The 16,212-nt window shown below is 70.3% G+C and carries 17 protein-coding genes; 7 read left to right on the top strand and 10 right to left on the bottom strand.

Annotated features, from left to right (window positions below; all coding sequences use genetic code 11):
- Nucleotides 1-8 precede the first annotated feature (8 nt).
- Nucleotides 9-497: a ribose-5-phosphate isomerase gene (locus tag N1031_RS08590; protein WP_259479201.1), complete on the bottom strand. Its 489-nt coding sequence runs from the start codon at nucleotides 495-497 to the stop codon at nucleotides 9-11.
- Nucleotides 498-547: 50 nt separating this feature from the next.
- Nucleotides 548-1,159: a mycothiol-dependent nitroreductase Rv2466c family protein gene (locus tag N1031_RS08585; RefSeq protein WP_259479200.1), complete on the bottom strand. Its 612-nt coding sequence runs from the start codon at nucleotides 1,157-1,159 to the stop codon at nucleotides 548-550.
- 56 nt (nucleotides 1,160-1,215) lie between these two features.
- Between N1031_RS08585 and pepN the strand changes: the two genes are divergently transcribed.
- On the top strand, nucleotides 1,216-3,762 hold the full coding sequence (gene pepN / locus N1031_RS08580) for an aminopeptidase N (RefSeq protein WP_259479199.1): 2,547 nt from the start codon (nucleotides 1,216-1,218) through the stop codon (nucleotides 3,760-3,762).
- Between the two features lie 178 nt (nucleotides 3,763-3,940).
- Here pepN and N1031_RS08575 read toward each other — a convergent pair whose 3' ends face one another.
- Both N1031_RS08575 and N1031_RS08570 read right to left on the bottom strand, forming a co-directional pair.
- A complete protein-coding gene (locus tag N1031_RS08575; RefSeq protein WP_259479198.1) occupies nucleotides 3,941-4,468 on the bottom strand; it encodes a TetR/AcrR family transcriptional regulator in 528 nt (175 codons plus the stop codon).
- Nucleotides 4,469-4,524: 56 nt separating this feature from the next.
- Complete coding sequence (locus N1031_RS08570) at nucleotides 4,525-5,946, bottom strand: MFS transporter (RefSeq protein ID WP_259479197.1); 1,422 nt, start codon at nucleotides 5,944-5,946, stop codon at nucleotides 4,525-4,527.
- Nucleotides 5,947-6,046: 100 nt separating this feature from the next.
- Here N1031_RS08570 and N1031_RS08565 point away from each other — a divergent pair, with 100 nt between their 5' ends.
- From N1031_RS08565 to N1031_RS08555, 3 genes are all read left to right on the top strand, one after another.
- Nucleotides 6,047-7,093, top strand: a complete 1,047-nt coding sequence (locus N1031_RS08565) for a mechanosensitive ion channel family protein (protein ID WP_259479196.1) — start codon at nucleotides 6,047-6,049, stop codon at nucleotides 7,091-7,093.
- A 7-nt stretch (nucleotides 7,094-7,100) separates the two neighbouring features.
- Nucleotides 7,101-7,505, top strand: a complete 405-nt coding sequence (locus N1031_RS08560; protein ID WP_310795673.1) for a globin — start codon at nucleotides 7,101-7,103, stop codon at nucleotides 7,503-7,505.
- A 68-nt stretch (nucleotides 7,506-7,573) separates the two neighbouring features.
- The gene (locus N1031_RS08555) at nucleotides 7,574-9,232 is read left to right on the top strand and encodes an FAD-binding dehydrogenase (protein ID WP_375163624.1); all 1,659 of its coding nucleotides are present in this window, start codon (nucleotides 7,574-7,576) and stop codon (nucleotides 9,230-9,232) included.
- A gap of 91 nt (nucleotides 9,233-9,323) precedes the next feature.
- Here the strand turns inward: N1031_RS08555 and N1031_RS08550 are convergent, their stop codons facing one another.
- Complete coding sequence (locus N1031_RS08550) at nucleotides 9,324-9,992, bottom strand: DUF8185 domain-containing protein (protein WP_259479194.1); 669 nt, start codon at nucleotides 9,990-9,992, stop codon at nucleotides 9,324-9,326.
- A gap of 47 nt (nucleotides 9,993-10,039) precedes the next feature.
- Here N1031_RS08550 and N1031_RS08545 point away from each other — a divergent pair, with 47 nt between their 5' ends.
- Entirely contained in the window at nucleotides 10,040-10,909 is an 870-nt protein-coding gene (locus N1031_RS08545; RefSeq protein WP_259479193.1) for an acyl-CoA thioesterase, read from the top strand.
- A gap of 50 nt (nucleotides 10,910-10,959) precedes the next feature.
- Here N1031_RS08545 and N1031_RS08540 read toward each other — a convergent pair whose 3' ends face one another.
- The 5 genes from N1031_RS08540 to msrA all read right to left on the bottom strand — a co-directional run bounded on the left by N1031_RS08540 (nucleotide 10,960) and on the right by msrA (nucleotide 14,887).
- Nucleotides 10,960-11,442 carry an acyl-CoA thioesterase gene (locus N1031_RS08540; RefSeq protein ID WP_259479192.1) on the bottom strand — a complete coding sequence of 161 codons (483 nt, stop codon included), beginning with the start codon at nucleotides 11,440-11,442 and terminating at the stop codon, nucleotides 10,960-10,962.
- An 11-nt stretch (nucleotides 11,443-11,453) separates the two neighbouring features.
- Nucleotides 11,454-13,136, bottom strand: a complete 1,683-nt coding sequence (gene ettA / locus N1031_RS08535) for an energy-dependent translational throttle protein EttA (protein WP_259479191.1) — start codon at nucleotides 13,134-13,136, stop codon at nucleotides 11,454-11,456.
- 1 nt (nucleotide 13,137) lies between these two features.
- Nucleotides 13,138-13,605 (bottom strand): DUF6993 domain-containing protein, encoded by a 468-nt coding sequence (locus N1031_RS08530; RefSeq protein ID WP_259479190.1) that lies wholly within the window; start codon nucleotides 13,603-13,605, stop codon nucleotides 13,138-13,140.
- A 101-nt stretch (nucleotides 13,606-13,706) separates the two neighbouring features.
- Nucleotides 13,707-14,234 (bottom strand): single-stranded DNA-binding protein, encoded by a 528-nt coding sequence (locus N1031_RS08525; RefSeq protein WP_259479189.1) that lies wholly within the window; start codon nucleotides 14,232-14,234, stop codon nucleotides 13,707-13,709.
- Nucleotides 14,235-14,359: 125 nt separating this feature from the next.
- Nucleotides 14,360-14,887, bottom strand: a complete 528-nt coding sequence (gene msrA / locus N1031_RS08520; RefSeq protein WP_259479188.1) for a peptide-methionine (S)-S-oxide reductase MsrA — start codon at nucleotides 14,885-14,887, stop codon at nucleotides 14,360-14,362.
- A gap of 62 nt (nucleotides 14,888-14,949) precedes the next feature.
- On the opposite strand from msrA, the gene N1031_RS08515 reads away from it, so the two are divergent.
- Complete coding sequence (locus N1031_RS08515; protein ID WP_259479187.1) at nucleotides 14,950-15,165, top strand: hypothetical protein; 216 nt, start codon at nucleotides 14,950-14,952, stop codon at nucleotides 15,163-15,165.
- Nucleotides 15,166-15,237: 72 nt separating this feature from the next.
- A complete protein-coding gene (locus N1031_RS08510) occupies nucleotides 15,238-16,152 on the top strand; it encodes a hypothetical protein (protein ID WP_259479186.1) in 915 nt (304 codons plus the stop codon).
- Nucleotides 16,153-16,212: the final 60 nt, after the last annotated feature.

Genomic DNA, 16,212 nt, shown 5'->3' with positions numbered 1-16,212 from the left:
GCTTCGCTCTACTTGTCGACCGCGTGCCCGGCGATGTCGCCCGTGGCCTCGTACTCGGCGAGCTGGGCGATGCGGCGCACGTGGCGCTCCTCGAACGAGAAGGGCTCGGCGATGAACCAGTCGATGAGCGCGATGGCCTCTTCCACCGTGTGCTGACGCGCACCGATGGCGACCACGTTGGCGTCGTTGTGCTCGCGGGCGAGCTTGGCGGTGGCCTCGTTCCAGGCGAGCGCCGCGCGCACACCCTTCACCTTGTTGGCCGCGATCTGCTCACCGTTGCCCGAACCGCCGAACACGATGCCGAGCGCCTCGACGCCCGCCTGCTGGTCGACCACCACGGCGTGCGCCGCGTTGATGCAGAACGAGGGGTAGTCGTCGATGGGGTCGTAGCTCGTGGGCCCGTGATCGACCACCTCGTGCCCCGCCGCGGTGAGGTGCTCGTTGATGGTCTGGCTGAACTCGAGTCCGGCGTGATCGGTGCCGAGATGGATGCGCATGCCCACCAGCTTAGAGCCGCCCGCCGACACCCGGTCGGCCCGGCCGGCGCTCAGAACTGCGGGTCGCGGGTGCGGGAGCGCTTGAGTTCGAAGAAGCCGTCGTAGGAGGCCGCCGCCACGACGCCGTCCCACAGCGTGAGGGCGATCTCGCCGGTCGGCGCCGGGCTGATGACGGGCCCGAAGAAGGCGGTGCCGTTCACCGCGATCACCGGCGTGCCCACATCCTGACCCACCCGGTTGATGCCGTCGAAGTGCGAGGCGCGCATCTGCTCGTCGTATTCGTCCGACTCGGAGTACGCAGCGAGCGAAGCGGGCAGCCCCACTTCGGCGAGCGCCGCCGGGATGACCTCGTCGGGGTCGGTCGAACCACCGGGGTGGATGCGCGTGCCGAGCGCGTCGTAGAGCGGCTTCACGACCTCCTGGCCGTGCAGCTCGGCCGCGGCGGCCACGAGGCGGGTGTAGCGGAGGGCCCGGGGGAAGAACGCCTTGTACGCGTCGGGGATGTCGTCGCGGTCTTCGTTCAGCACGGCGAGGCTCATGATGTGCCAGGTGACGTCGAGGTCGCGGTGGGCGGCGACCTCGTCGACCCAGCGGGAGGTCATCCAGGCCCAGGGGCAGGAGGGGTCGAACCAGAAATCGACGGCGGTCTTCTCAGAAGTCATGTGGCCATCCTCGCACCCGAACTAGGCTGGTCGGGCAATCGAATAGGAGAGCGAAAGTGCCTGGAGAAAACCTCACCCGCGCAGAAGCCCGCGAGCGTGCCGCGATCGTCGACACCACGAGCTACGACGTCGTCCTCGACCTCACGACCGGTCCCGAGACGTTCCGCAGCACCACCACCATCCGTTTCACGGCCACACCGGGGGCGTCGACCTTCGTCGACGCCATCACCCGCACCGTGCACTCGGTCACCCTCAACGGCGAGGCGCTCGACCCGGCCGCGGTGAGCGACGGCGTGCGCATCCAGCTGCCCGCCCTGGCGGCCGACAACGTGCTCGTGGTCGACGCCGACATGATCTACACCAACACCGGCGAGGGCCTGCACCGCTTCGTCGACCCGGTCGACGACGAGGTCTACCTCTACAGCCAGTTCGAGGTGCCCGACTCGCGCCGCATGTTCGCGGTGTTCGAGCAGCCCGACCTCAAGGCCACCTTCGCCTTCACCGTCACCGCTCCCGACTACTGGGAGGTCGTGTCGAACTCCCCCACCCCCGAGCCGACGGATGCGGTGGCGGGCGAGAGCAAGACGTGGGCCTTCGAGCCCACCCCCCGCATCTCCAGCTACATCACCGCTCTCGTCGCCGGCCCCTACGTGGTCGAGCGCAGCGAGCTGACCAGCGCCGACGGCCGCGTCATCCCCCTCGGCGTGTTCAGCCGCGCATCCCTCGCCCAGTACATGGATGCCGACTACATCTTCGAGAAGACCCGCGAGGGCTTCGCGTTCTACGAGGAGAAGTACGACTTCCCGTACCCCTTCGCCAAGTACGACCAGCTCTTCGTGCCCGAGTTCAACGCCGGCGCGATGGAGAACGCGGGTGCGGTGACCTTCACCGAGACCTACGTGTTCCGCTCGAAGGTCACTGAGGCCGTGCGCGAGCGCCGGGTCATCACCATCCTGCACGAACTCGCCCACATGTGGTTCGGCGACCTGGTGACCATGCGCTGGTGGAACGATCTGTGGCTGAACGAGTCGTTCGCCGAGTACATGTCCACGCTCGCCGCAGCCGAGGCCACGGAGTGGAAGGAGGCGTGGACCACCTTCGCCGCCATGGAGAAGAGCTGGGCCTACCGGCAGGACCAGCTGCCGTCGACGCATCCGATCGTCGCCCCCATCAACGATCTCGAAGACGTGCAGGTGAACTTTGACGGCATCACCTACGCCAAGGGCGCCTCGGTGCTCAAGCAGCTCGTGGCGTGGGTGGGGCAGGACGAGTTCATGGCCGGTGTCGCCGCCTACGTGAATAAGCACCAGTTCGCCAACACCGAGCTCACCGACCTGCTCGTCGAGCTCGAGCGCACGAGCGGCCGCGACCTCACCGAGTGGTCGGCACTGTGGCTGGAGACCGCGGGCGTGAACACCTTGCGCCCGGCCATCGAGTACGACGAGAACGACGTGATCACCTCGTTCGCCGTGCTGCAGGAGGCGCCGCTCGATTGGCCCACGATCCGTCCGCACCGCCTCGCCATCGGCTTCTATGACGTGCAGGGCGGCAAGCTCGTGCGCACCTACCGGGTCGAGCTCGACGTCGACGGCACCCGCACCGAGGTGCCCGAGCTCGTGGGCCGCTCGCGCCCGGCGCTCGCGCTCCTCAACGACGACGACCTCGCCTACGCGAAGATCCGCCTCGACGGCTACTCGCTCGACACGGCCATCGACCACCTCGCCTCGATCGAGTCTCCGCTCGCGCGCTCGCTCGTGTGGGGCTCGGCCTGGGACTCCACCCGCGACGCCGAAACCCGCCCGCGCGACTTCGTGCGCCTCGTGCTCGGCAACATCGCCACCGAGACCGAGTCCACCACCATCCGCACGGTGCTCGGTCAGCTGGTGCTGACGGCCTCGAGCTACGTGGCTCCGGATGCGCGGACCGCGACGATCGAGGAGGCCGCGACCGCACTGTGGAAGCTCGCGCTCGACGCCGCCCCCGGCTCCGACGCCCAGTTCCAGTTCGTGAAGTTCTTCGCCGCGCTCGCCTCCACCGAGGAACAGCTCGAGAACGTGGCGCACCTCGCGAACGGCACCGTGGAGCTCGAGGGACTCGAGATCGACACCGACCTCACCTGGGAGCTGCTCATCGCGCTCGTGGCGGGCGACAAGGCCGGGGAGGACGAGATCGCCGCGACCCTGGCGGCCGACAACACCGCCTCGGGGCAGCAGTCGGCGGCGCACGCGCGCGCGGCCATCCCCACAGTGGAGGGCAAGGCGGCGGCGTTCGACTCTCTGGTCGAGACCGACACGGCGCCGAACGCGATCGTGCGGGCCACGGGCCTCGGCTTCCAGCGCGGCAGCGACCCGGCGCTCGTCGAACCGCTGGTGCCGCGCTACTTCGCGGCACTGCAGTCGCTCTGGGAGAGCCGCAGCTACGCCATCGCCTCGTCGGTGATCAACGGGCTCTACCCGGCGGCGCTGGCGAACCAGGCGCTGCGCGACGCCACGGCGAAGTGGCTCGACTCGAACTCCGAGCCGCCGGCGCTGCGTCGCATCGTGATCGAGAACCTGGCGGGCGTCGACCGGGCGCTGGCCGCGCAGGCCCGCGACGCCGAGTAGGCGCGCTCGGCGTTCGTTCACTCGCGCAAGAATCGCCGCATCCGGCCCCGTGAGGGGTTCGGATGCGGCGATTCTTGCGTGTGCGAACCGCTCGGCGACGAACGTGGGCGACTGCGGATGCGCGGCTGGACGGTGCGAGGCCGGCCCGCGGTGCGGGGTCGACGGATGCGCGGAGCGGCTAGAGTTCGGCGATGCGGCGAGCGAGGGCCTGGCGGAAGTCAGGAGTGAGGGTGTCGCCGGTGAGGGCGTCGTAGGCCCAGAGCCCGTCGGCGGCGAGACGCAGCACGAAACGGTCGAAGGCGGCCGGGTCGGCGACTGCTTCTGCCGCCGTCGGCGTCCAACGGCGCTGCACCTCTTCCCACGGCCCCGCGAACTCGGGCCGTTTCGACCCCTCGAGCAGCAGCGCGAGCTCGGCGGGCGCCGAGTCGCTGGCCGTGACGATCGCGTAGGCGGCGATCCGTTCATCCGGAGTCGCCTCGGCGGCGGGCTTGCCGGCCGCCTGCTCGAGCTGCTGCTCCCAGAGCTGCGCGAGGTGCTCGTGCAGCGCCACGAGGAGCGCGTCGCGGTCGCGGAAGTGGTACATCATGCCGCCCCGGGTGAGCCCCGCCTCTTCGGCCGTGGCCTCGAGGGTGAGCCCGCGCACGCCATGGGCCTCGACCACTCGGATGGCGGCGTCGAGCACCTTCACCCGGTTGTTCTGGCGCATCGTCCTCCTCGTGCCTCCGCGCTGTGCCGCCGGCCGTGCCGCGCTCAGCCCTGCCGTCAGTGCTGCCCGACGAGCTCGGGCTCGGCGGCGGCGGTCGGCCTGGCCCGGCGCAGCAGCACCGCCGACACCACGGTACACGCGACCAGCACCACGGCCACCGCGACGAGCACCACCGAGTAGGCCCCGTCGGTGGGTGCCGACGCCCCGACAGACGACGGACCGTAGGCCGCCGTCGCGACGCTGCCGAGCGTCGCCACCGCGATCAGCCCGCCGAGCTCGTAGGACACCTCCTCGACCGACGACGCCATCCCCGCCCGATGCGCGGGCGCACCGCCGAGGATGACCGACGACGCCGACCCCCAGATGAACCCGATGCCGGCCCCCGCCACGACCAGCCCGACGACGACACCCGGCCATCCCACGGGCAGCAGCACGACCGCGAGCACGATGCCCACGGCACTGACCGAGAGCCCACCGGTGATGAGGATGCGCGGCCCCACCCGGTGCAGCACCGCGCCGCCCAGCAGCGCCGACGGCAACGAGCCCAGCGCCACGGCCGCGACCACGAACCCGGCCTGCAGCGGGCTGAACCCCTCGACCGCCTGGAACCGCTGTGCCGTGGCGAGTTCGACCCCGGCGACGGCGAACATCGAGGCCGAGGCGACGAGCACGCCCGCCATCAGCACGGGGTTGCGGAACAGCCCGAGGTCGAGCAGCGGGTAAGCCAGCCGGCGCTGACGCCGCACGAACAGGGCGAACGCCGCAGCGGCGAGCACCACCGCGACCCCGGCGACGACCCAGTCGGGCCCCGTCTTCGCCAGCTCTTTCAGAGCGAACACGGCCCCGGTGAGCCCCACGAGCGCGAGCAGCGACGACACGAGGTCCCACGGCCGCGACCGGTCGGGCCGCACCGCCGGTGCGACGACCGGGATGCACACCAGCGCCGCGATGACGATCGGCACGTTGACGAGGAACACGGCGCCCCACCAGAACGCCTCGATGAGCACGCCGCCCACGATCGGGCCCGCGGCCGCGCCCACCACGGCGATGCTGCCCCAGGCCGCGAGGGCGACGTTGCGCTCGCGCTGGTCGTCGAAGGCGAGGCGGATGAGCGCCAGGGTCGACGGCATCATGGCAGCCGCGCCGATGGCGAGGAGTGCCCGGGCGGCGATGAGCACCTCGGGGTTCGGGGCGAACGCGGCGATCGCAGAGGCCGTGCCGAACACGGCCAGCCCCACCACGAACATGCGGCGGTGCCCGACCCTGTCGCCGAGGGTGCCCGCGCCGAGCAGCAGGCCGGCCATGACCAATGGGTAGGCGTTGATGATCCACAGGCTCTCGGTGGCGTTCGCGCCGAGCTCGCGCGTGAGCGTGGGCAGGGCGGTGTAGAGCACGGAGTTGTCGATGGTGATCATGAACAGCCCGGCCGAGATGACGACGAGCAGGATCCAGCGACGGGAGTGGAGCAGGGCGGGCATGACCCCAGACTAAAGCAAACATTCATGAATGTATAGTTTGCGCATCCGGAGCCGTTCTTCGGAGGTGCGGGTAAGGGTGCCCCCGTAGGATCGGGGCCATATGGATTGGAACATCTTCTGGAGCAACGTCGGGTCGTTCTTCGAGACCTGGCAGAAGCCCATCGGCATCGTGATCGTGATCGTCGGCGCCTTCGTGGTGCGCGGCGTGCTGCTGTTCGCCGTGCGAAGGCTCGTCGACCAGGTGGTCTCGGGCGTGAAGAAGAAGCAGAACGTCACCGACACGCAGGCACTCGTGGCCTCGCCCCTGGCTGCGGTGCGGATCGTGCAGCGCACGCGCACCATCGGCACCGTCATGACCAACGTCATCAACGTGACCGTGGTGATCGTGGCGATCATCCTGGTCGTCACCATCATCGACCCGAACATCATCGGCTCGCTCGCACTGCTCACGGCCGCGCTCGGCGCCGGCCTCGGTTTCGGGGCGCAGAACATCGTCAAAGACGTGCTGAACGGCCTGTTCATGGTGTTCGAAGACCAGCTCGGCGTGGGCGACGTGGTCGACCTGGGGCCCGCGACCGGTGTGGTGGAGGCCGTCGGCATCCGCATCACCCAGGTGCGCGACGTGAACGGCACGCTGTGGTTCGTGCGCAACGGCGAGATCCTGCGGGTGGGCAACATGTCGCAGGGCTGGTCGCGCGTCATCATCGACCTGGCCATCCCCTACGATTCCGACATCGACGCGGTGGAAGGCCGGATGCTCGAGGTGGCGGTGGCGATGGCCGCCGAACCGAAGTGGCGTTCGCGCATCATCGAGAAGCCCGAGGTGTGGGGTCTGGAGTCGATCTCGGCCGAAGCGCTGGTCATCCGGCTCGTCATGAAGACCCGCACCTCGGCGAAGGACGATGTGGCCCGCGACTTGCGCATCCGGTTGAAGCGCGCGCTCGACGAGATGCACGTGACGCTGCCCTCGCTCAACACCGTCGTGCTCTCGGGCTTCGAGGGCGCCGCGAGCGTGAAGGGCGCGCGGCCGCCGAAGACGAAGCCGATCCCCACCAGCACCGCCGCGACGACGCCGCCGAAGAAGAGCTCGCGTTCTGCGCGCTCCGCGCCGTCGACCCCCGCAGACCCCAGTGACCCCGCCGAGTAGGAGCAGCGTGATCGAGCTCACCCCCAAGGTTCCCGAGAACCCGTTCTACGATCAGATCGGCGGCCACCCGACGTTCGTGGCGCTGGTGCAGAAGTTCTACGAGGGCGTGGCCACCGACCCCGTGCTCGCGCCGATGTACCCGGCCGACGACTGGGACGGCGCCATCCGCCGGCTGACACTGTTTCTCGAGCAGTACTGGGGCGGCCCCGGAACCTACAGCGAGGAGCGCGGGCACCCGCGGCTGCGCATGCGCCACAACCCGTTCAAGGTCAACCCGGATGCGCGCGACCGCTGGCTCGCACACATGCGGGTGGCCGTCGACTCGATCGAGTTGTCGCCCGCCGACAGAGATCTGCTGTGGGGTTACCTCGAGCGGGCCGCGCATGCCATGGTGAATACCTTCGACGAGTGAGCGCCGCCGCCTGACATCGGCCGCGACCGCCCGCCGACGGGTCAGGTGAACCGGACGAAGGGGTCGCGGTGGCGGTGCAGGAGACGACGGACGTCGTGGTGGTGGGCGCAGGGCTCGCGGGGCTCGTGGCGGCCTGCGAGGTGCTCGACGCGGGGCGCCGGGTGACCGTGCTCGAACAGGAGCCGGCGGCCTCGCTCGGCGGGCAGGCGTGGTGGTCGTTCGGCGGCATCTTCTTGGTCGACAGCCCCGAGCAGCGGCGGATGCGCGTGCGCGACTCGCTGGAGCTCGCCCGGCAGGACTGGCTGGGCAGCGCGGCGTTCGACCGCCCCGAAGACTCGTGGGGCTCTCGCTGGGCGGAGGCGTATCTGCAGTTCGCCGCGGGCGAGAAGCGGGCCTGGCTGCACTCGCTCGGGGTGCGGTTCTTCCCCGTGGTGGGCTGGGCCGAGCGCGGCGGCGGCGTCGCGACGGGGCACGGCAACTCGGTGCCGCGCTTCCACATCACGTGGGGCACCGGGCCGGGGGTACTCGAGCCGTTCGTGGCGCGCTTTCGGCGAGGTGTCTCGGAGGGGCGGGCCCGCATCCTGCACCGTCACCGGGTCGACGAACTCGTGGTGAGCGCAGGACGGGTGACCGGTGCACGCGGGGCGGTGCTGGCGGAGAGTTCGGCGGCGCGGGGCGAGGCCAGCTCGCGCGAGGAGACGAGGTCGTTCGAGGTGACGGCGGGGGCCGTGGTGGTGGCGTCGGGCGGGATCGGCGGGGCCCACGATCTCGTGCGGCACTACTGGCCGTCGCGGCTCGGGAAGCCGCCGCGGCACCTGCTGAGCGGGGTGCCGGCGCACGTCGACGGGCGGATGCTCGGCATCAGCGAGCAGGCCGGGGCGCGTCTGGTGAACACCGACCGCATGTGGCACTACACCGAGGGCATCGAGAACTACGCGCCGGTGTGGGAGAGGCACGGCATCCGCATCCTGCCCGGGCCCTCGTCGCTGTGGCTGGACGCGACGGGGGCGCGGCTGCCGGTGCCGCTGTTCCCGGGCTTCGACACTCTCGGCACGCTGGAGCACCTCATGGCCACCGGGCACGAGCACAGCTGGTTCGTGCTCACGCAGGCGATCATCGAGAAGGAGTTCGCGCTCTCGGGGAGCGAGCAGAACCCCGACCTCACGGGCAAAGACCTGCGGCTGCTGGCGCAGCGCGTGCGTCCGGGCGCTCCCGGGCCGGTGGAGGCTTTCAAGGAGCGGGGGCGTGACTTCGTGGTGGCGCCGTCGCTGCCCGAGCTGCTGCACGGCATGTCGGCACTCGACGACACCGGCGTGCTCGACCCGGCCCGGGTGACGCGGGAGGTGTACGCGCGCGACCGGGAGATCGCGAACCGGTTCACGAAGGATGCGCAGGTGACGGCGCTGCGCGGGGCCCGGGGGTATCTCGGGGACAAGCTGATCCGGGTGGCGAGACCGCACCGGCTGCTCGACCCGGCGGCGGGGCCGTTGATCGCGGTGAAGCTGCACATCCTCACCCGCAAGACGCTCGGCGGGGTGCAGACCGATCTGTCGGGGCGGGCGCTCGGGGCCTCCGGCGAACCCGTGCCAGGGCTGTACGCCGCCGGCGAGGCGAGCGGCTTCGGGGGCGGCGGCGTGCACGGGTACCGGGCGCTCGAGGGCACGTTCCTCGGTGGGTGCCTCTTCTCGGGGCGGGCGGCGGGGCGGGCCGCTGCGCGGGCGGTCTGAGCGCAACCACCTGGGCGCGCGCCTCCCGCCCACCCCCTACCCCGTGCATCCCTCACCCCGTGCCCGGCGCCCCGCGTGGGCGCACCGGGACTCAGACGCGCGCGAGCACGTGGCCGCGGCGGGTGGTGAGCCGCAGCCAGGGCCCGGAGACGAAGACCGAGACGGGGTCGTCGGGCTTCACGAACCCGAGGCTGACGGCGGCGAATGCGGTGCCGGAGGGGATGGGAGGGAGCTCGGGGTCGCCGAGCGGCAGGGGCCTCCCCCACACCTCGGAGCGGACCCGGTGCACGACGTGCTCTCCGGGGTCGGCGGGCACCGTCGCGGCGACCTCGGCGATCCCGTCGGCGGCGCTGGTCTCGAGCACGGAGGGGTCGAACGACCCGATGCGCTGCCAGCCTCCACGTGGGGGGCTGATGCCCGCCCAGGCGATGCCGCCCTCGGCCGGAGGGAGCGGCACCTCGATCGGGCCGCCGTGCGAGTTGCTGAGGAGCGAGGTCTGGGCCAGACGGTCGAGCAGGGGGCGGATGCCGACCAGCGTGTCGAACGCCTCGGCGGAGCCCAGGGCGAAGGTGCGCAGCCCCAGCACCGTGGGGGCGTCGTCGAGGAGGCCACGAGGGGTGAGGGCGGCGGTGTAGGCGGCCAGCACACCCATGCCACCGATCAGCCGCACGGAGCCGTTGTCGATGCGCGCGGCACGCCCGAGGTACACCTTGAGGTCGCCGAGCGAGGCGGCGTCGATGAGGCTGAGCGGCTGGTCCATGGCTGCTGTCTAAACTACTTCACAGCACCCGCACATCGGAGAAAGCCATGCCAGACCCCCTCGCCGGATTCCTCACCACCCTCGACCTCGTCGACACCGGTGCCCGCACGAGCGAGGACATCTTCACGGGCCCCTCGCAGTGGATGCCGCACGGCCGCGTCTTCGGCGGTCAGGTGCTGGCGCAGGCGCTCGTGGCGGCCATCCGCACCGTCGATCCCGATCGCGTGGTGCACTCGCTGCACGGCTACTTCCTGCGCCCCGGCGACTCCACCCAGGGCATCACCTTCGCCGTCGACCGCCTTCACGACGGGCGGTCGTTCTCCACCCGGCGCACCCAGGCCTATCAGAACGGCGTGCCCATCCTCTCGGTCATCCAGTCGTTCCAGGTCGAAGACGAAGGATTCGAGCACCAGGTCGAGATGCCCGCCGGTCTTCCCGAGCCCGAGTCGCTGCCGAGCGCCGTCGAGGTGCTGTCGGCTGTCGATCATCCCGTCGCCCGCACCTGGGCGGAGGAACGAGCCTTCGACATGCGGCACGTGCCGTCGCCGCTGTACTTCTCGGTGGAGGGCGAACGGGTCGCCCACCAGGCGGTGTGGCTGCGTGCGCTCGGCCGGCTCCCCGACGACCCGAACATCCACCGCGCGGCCCTCGCCTACGCCAGCGACTACACCGTGCTCGAGCCCGTCATGCGCCGGCACGGCGTGGCCTGGGCGCGGCCCGATCTGAAGCTCGCGAGCCTCGACCACGCCATGTGGTGGCACCGTTTCGCTCGCGCCGACGAGTGGCTGCTCTACACGCAGCGCTCCCCCAGCGCCAGCGGTGGCCGGGGTCTGGCGTTCGGCGAGATCTACGACCGCGGCGGGCGCCTCATCGCCTCGGTGGCTCAGGAGGGCATGGTGCGCGCCGGCGCACGGTGACCGGATGCGCGGCGCCGTTCTCAGGTGCGTCGGCGCCCAGCCCCGCGGGTTCACGCCCGGCGGCGGAAGGTGAGCGGGGCGTCGAGATACGGCTCCCACGCGGCCCGCTCGTGCGGCAGGATGCGCCGCGGCCGGTCGGTGACCGCGTCGACGAGCACCAGGGTGGTGGAGGCCTTCACGTAGGTGTTCTGAGGCTGGGTGCCGACGGGGTCTTTGATCTCGTAGTACACGTCGAGGCTGGCACCGCCGAGATGCCCGATCCACAGTTCGACGTCGATCGGCTGCCGGATGTAGGGCATCGACCGCACGTACTCGATCTCCTGACGCGAGATGACGCTCTTGGTGTCGGCCGCGGGGCCGGCATCGATGACCGCGGTGCTCCACTCCGCCTGCGAGGGGTCGGTGAGGTCGCCGTCCACCCAGAATGCGAACACCCTCGCCTCTTCCAGGATCTTCAGCATCGAGGCGTTGTTGACGTGCCCGTAGGCGTCGAGGTCCGACCAGCGCAGCTGGATCGGCACGTGCAGTCGCATGGCGCGCCTGGTCAGTCGCGCGTGAGCTTGCGGTAGGTGGAGCGGCCGGGCTTCGTGGCGTCGGGGCCGAGACGCTCGATCTTGTTCTGCTCGTAGGCCTCGAAGTTGCCCTCGAACCAGTACCAGTTCGCCGGGTCGTCCTCGGTGCCCTCGTAGGCCAGGATGTGCGTGGCGATGCGATCGAGGAACCACCGGTCGTGGGTGATGACCACGGCGCAGCCGGGGAACTCGAGCAGCGCGTTCTCGAGGCTGCCGAGCGTCTCGACGTCGAGGTCGTTGGTGGGCTCGTCGAGCAGGAGCAGGTTGCCGCCCTGCTTCAGGGTGAGAGCGAGGTTGAGGCGGTTGCGCTCACCGCCCGAGAGCACGCCGGCCTTCTTCTGCTGGTCGGGACCCTTGAACCCGAAGGTCGAGACGTAGGCGCGCGCCGGGATCTCGGTCTTGCCCACCTGGATGTAGTCGAGCCCGTCGGAGACGACCTCGAACAGGGTCTTGTTGGGGTCGATGCCGCCGCGCGACTGGTCGACGTAGGAAATGTCGACCGTCTCGCCGATCTTGAGCGTGCCGCCGTCGAGGGGCTCCAGGCCGACGATGGTCTTGAACAGGGTCGACTTGCCGACACCGTTCGGGCCGATGACACCGACGATGCCGTTGCGCGGCAGGGTGAACGACAGGTCGTCGATGAGCACGCGCTCCCCGAACCCCTTGTGCAGCTTGGTGGCCTCGATCACCTGGGCGCCGAGGCGGGGGCCCACCGGGATCTGGATCTCTTCGAAGTCGAGCTTGCGGGTGCGCTCGGCCTCGGTCACCATCTCCTCGTAGCGGGCGAGACGGGCCTTCGACTTGGCCTGGCGGCCCTTGGCGTTGCTGCGCACCCAGTCGAGCTCTTCGGAGAGACGCTTGGCGAGCTTGGCGTCTTTCTTGCCCTGCACCTCGAGCCGCTCGCGCTTCTTCTCGAGGTAGGTGGAGTAGTTGCCCTCGTAGGGGTACAGACGTCCGCGGTCGACCTCGGCGATCCACTCGGCCACGTGGTCGAGGAAGTACCGGTCGTGGGTCACGGCCAGCACAGCCCCGTGGTACTGCTTGAGGTGCTGCTCGAGCCAGAGCACGCTCTCGGCGTCGAGGTGGTTGGTGGGCTCGTCGAGCAGCAGGAGATCGGGCTTCTGCAGCAGCAGCTTGCAGAGCGCCACGCGACGCTTCTCACCACCGGAGAGGTTCTTCACCTCGGCGTCGGCGGGAGGCGTGCGCAGGGCGTCCATGGCCTGCTCGAGCTGCGAGTCGAGGTCCCACGCGTCGGCGGTGTCGATCTCCTCCTGCAGCGTGCCCATCTCGGCGAGGAGGGCGTCGAAGTCGGCGTCCGGCTCCGCCATCGCGGCGCTGATCTCGTTGAAGCGGTCGAGCTTGCCCTTGATCGGGCCGACGCCCTCCTGCACGTTCTCGAGCACCGTCTTCGACTCGTCGAGCTCCGGCTCCTGCATGAGGATGCCGACGGTGAACCCGGGCGTGAGCTTCGCCTCGCCGTTCGACGGGGTGTCGAGGCCGGCCATGATCTTGAGGATGGTCGACTTTCCTGCCCCGTTGGGGCCGACCACGCCGATCTTCGCGCCGGGCAGGAACGCCATGGTCACGTCGTCGAGGATCAGCTTGTCGCCCACCGCTTTGCGGGCGCGCACCATCGAGTAGATATATTCGGCCATGTCACCAGTCTATGGGCCGGGTCTGCCCGATCAGGCACGTGCCGGTGCCCAGAACGGGCGCGACGATGCTGCTGTACTCGCCGTGCCCGTACTGCCCGATGAGGCATTCCTCGCCCCAGCGCACCGAGAACTGGATCGAGTCGGCCGCCACTCCCACGGTGGTGACGTCGGGGGTGACCTGCATCGCCGCGATGTCGAATCCGCTCGAGCGCAGGGCGCTCGTGAACTCGACACCGCCGGCATCGGGGTTGCCCGTCAGGACGGCCTCGTTGGTCTGGTCGAAGAACGGCTTGTTGGCCTCTGCATCGCCCTCCGGCAGGAGGACCGCGGCGGGAGCGGCCGACGAGGTCGGAGTGCCGGTCGCCTCGGGCGACCCGGTGGCCGGAGCCTCATCGCCCGTGGAGGCGACGCATCCTGCGAGCATCAGAACCGCGGCGAGCGCCGCGGGTACGAGGTGCCTGGTGCGCATTCCCACCCTTGTCTTCCGTGGATCGTCGGTCTTCCGTGGATCGTCGTCGGCCTCCCGCCGGGAGCCTCCCTGAGTGTAGTTCGTGCTGCTGGCGATCTCCCTCAGAACGGCAGCAGCTCCTCCGCCGGCTCCCGATCGCCGGACCCCGGCAGCTCGGAGGGTTCGTCTCCCGCGTCGGCAGAGCCACCCCCGATCGCCGCATCGTCGAGGCGCTCCGGGAACGAGCCGGAGACCGACTCACCCTCCGCGCCGCCACCCGGGTTCGGCGTGCTGGGGATGACCTTCGTGAACGAGCTCGTGCCCCAGGAGAGGTCGTGCCCGACGGCGTCGGCCTCGAGCTCGACGGCGATGCCCGTCTTCTCCCCGCTCTCCCAGTGACGCACCCGGAGGCGCCCGGAGACCACCACCCGCTGACCAAGGGAGAGCGAACTCAGGATGTTGACGGCGAGGTGCCGGAAGGCCGACACGCTGTACCAGTTGGTGTCGGCGTCGACCCACTTGCCGAGCGTCTTGTCGTAGCGGCGCTGACTCGACGCGAGGCGGAAGCTCGCGATGTCGAGCCCGCCGGAGGTGACGATGTGCCGGGGCGGCGTGGCGACGGTTCCGGTGATGGTGATGAGATCGGGCATGGTCTGCTCCTTGAGTGCGGTGTTCGGATGATGACCCGAGTGTGCGCCGCACCGGCGGGAACGGAGAACGCCCGATCGCTCATCTGTGGATGACCGACCGGGCGTTCGAGGCTGTGCAGGAGGAGTCAGGCCGCCTTGATGTACTTCGCGTAGGCCTTGCGCACCTTGTTGACCTTCGGCAGTGCCACGGCCATGCAGTACCCCTGACCGGGATTCTTGGCGAAGAAGTCCTGGTGGTACTCCTCGGCGCGGTAGAACTCGCCCAGCGGCTCGAGGGTGGTGACGATCCCGCCGTCCCACAGCTCGGCCGCGTGCTCGATCGCCGACTCGAAGAGCGCCTTCTGCGCGTCGCCGTCGTAGAACATGGCCGAGCGGTACTGGGTGCCGATGTCGTTGCCCTGGCGGTTGAGCTGCCGGGGATCGTGGAGGGTGAAGAACACGTCGAGGATCACCTCGGCCGGGATGACCGCGGGGTCGAAGGTCACGGCGACGGCCTCGGCCTGCCCGGTGGTGCCCGTGCACACCTGCTCGTAGCTCGGATTCGGCACCGTGCCGCCGGTGTAGCCCGACACCACGTCGTGCACGCCCTCGAGCGTGCGGTACACGGCATCGAGGCACCAGAAGCAGCCGCCTGCCAGAACGAAAGTCTCCATGGCCCCGAGTCTACGGCCGGATGCGCGGATCGATGTCGGTGGTGCACCGTACCGTTCCCGACATGACAACGGTTCACGCACATCCCGGCCTCCGCAGGGTGCGCGACGGCTACTGGCGGGTCGTCGCGCCGTCCGGCATCCTCCTCGGCTACGTCGAGGAACTTCCCTCCGCCGACGGCCCCCGCTTCTCGGCCGGCCGTCTGCTGCCCCGCACCACCAGGGTCGTGCCGGTCGGCGAGTTCTCCTCGGCGCTCGATGCGGTGGAGTGCCTCCGGTGAACCCGCCGCGACTTCGTGCGACACGGCGGCGGCCTCACGGCTCACGCGCATCCCGGAGGTAGGGTGCCGCACATGGAATGGTGGAATGGATTCGCCCGCTGGCTGTACTCCTCCGACGGAGAGTACGTCGTCTCCGGGATCGTGCTGCCCGCAGCCGCGATCATCGTGGCCGGACTCATCGCGGCCTGGGTCGCGCACTCCTCGATCAAGCGCCTCCTCGCCAAGCACGACCGCGAGCTCAAGGTGTCGGCGATCGCCTCGCTCATCGACGCCGCAGAGCAGGCCTCGGTGTGGAACTCCCTCACCCCCCAGGAGCAGATCCTCGCCGACCGCGCCACCGGCCAGGCCGACATCCAGGTGCGACTCCTGCCCATCAAGGGCTCCGACGTCGCGGCGAGCTGGGCCGCACACGCGCTGGCCGAGATGAAGCGCAACTCGGCCACCTTCGGCTACCAGGTCGAGCCCGCGGTCGTCGAGTTCCGCGACCGCCTGGTGGAGTGGCAGCACAGGCCGGGCCGCGCACGCCGCCTCTTCCAGGCCGACCTCGAGCGCTGGGCGGCGCAGTCGGCGTCGAGCGACACCGAGCTGCTCGCGCAGCAGGATGCGTGGGTCGCCCAGCAGCACCACGCCCAGTACGCGGCACCGGCGGAGACCACGCCCGCATCCACGGCCCCCGCGGCCTCGACGGCTGCATTCGCAGCGCCCGCCGCCACCGGCACGACGACCGCCGCTCTCGGTGGAGCACCGACCGCGCCGGTCACCTCCTCCACGGCGACCGCCCTGATGGAGCCCGCGGCTCCGCTGCCGCCCACCCACGAACCGCTGCCGACGGTGCAGCAGGTGGCGTCGGGCACGGGAAGCCGCGCGCGCGACCCGCACTCCGGTGCCGGAGACCTCGAGCTCACCACCGACCCGGCCGACGCCCGCGCCGTCGGCGAGCTCCACCCCCCGGTGAACGCCTTCCCGCCTCGCGGCAGCAACGACTGACCATCCGAGTCGGCGACGCGCTCCATCGATGCCGAGCGGGCGCGCGTAGTACGCTGACCA

The organism is Herbiconiux moechotypicola (assembly GCF_024979255.1).
GTDB classification, from domain to species: domain Bacteria; phylum Actinomycetota; class Actinomycetes; order Actinomycetales; family Microbacteriaceae; genus Herbiconiux; species Herbiconiux moechotypicola.
This window is presented reverse-complemented; position numbering and strand designations above follow the sequence as displayed.